The sequence below is a fragment of the Pandoraea sp. PE-S2R-1 genome (assembly GCF_002179865.1).
Classification (GTDB): domain Bacteria; phylum Pseudomonadota; class Gammaproteobacteria; order Burkholderiales; family Burkholderiaceae; genus Pandoraea.
The window spans coordinates 1-384 of sequence record NZ_NGUR01000174.1; the positions used below are offsets into that span (position 1 = coordinate 1).

1 protein-coding gene is annotated in these 384 nt (G+C 63.5%); it reads left to right on the forward strand.

Annotated features, from left to right (window positions below):
* A partial coding sequence (locus CDV44_RS28350; RefSeq protein WP_212677169.1) for a hypothetical protein occupies window positions 1–250 on the forward strand: 250 nt, incomplete at its 5' end.
* Window positions 251–384: the final 134 nt, after the last annotated feature.

Consider the following 384-nt stretch of genomic DNA (forward strand, 5'->3'; position numbering starts at 1 on the left):
AAAGACGAAAGACACGACACGCACGAAGTACAGGAACGTGCGGAAGGAGAAGACGGAAAAAACGCGGCCCGGGAAAACCTTCGCACTTGCAGCGAGCATCATCGCCCGGGCCGGGCAGGAAAATCATGCGCAATGGCGCAGCTCGGGGAATGTTCGGCTGCGCACGGTCATGCCGCACGACGTCTGCCGGATCACTCTCTCGTGGCGCGCGGCACCGCCACCACGTCGCATGCCGCGCAACAGGGGATGACGCCGCATCGCATCACGCGCCGACCGTCCCCCCGGACAGTCCACACGCGTCAAACGCTCGCGATGCGGCGCTTTCTGGCGTCGTCAGGACAACGGCTCAGAACGTGTGCTGAATGCCCAGCATCGTACCGAACT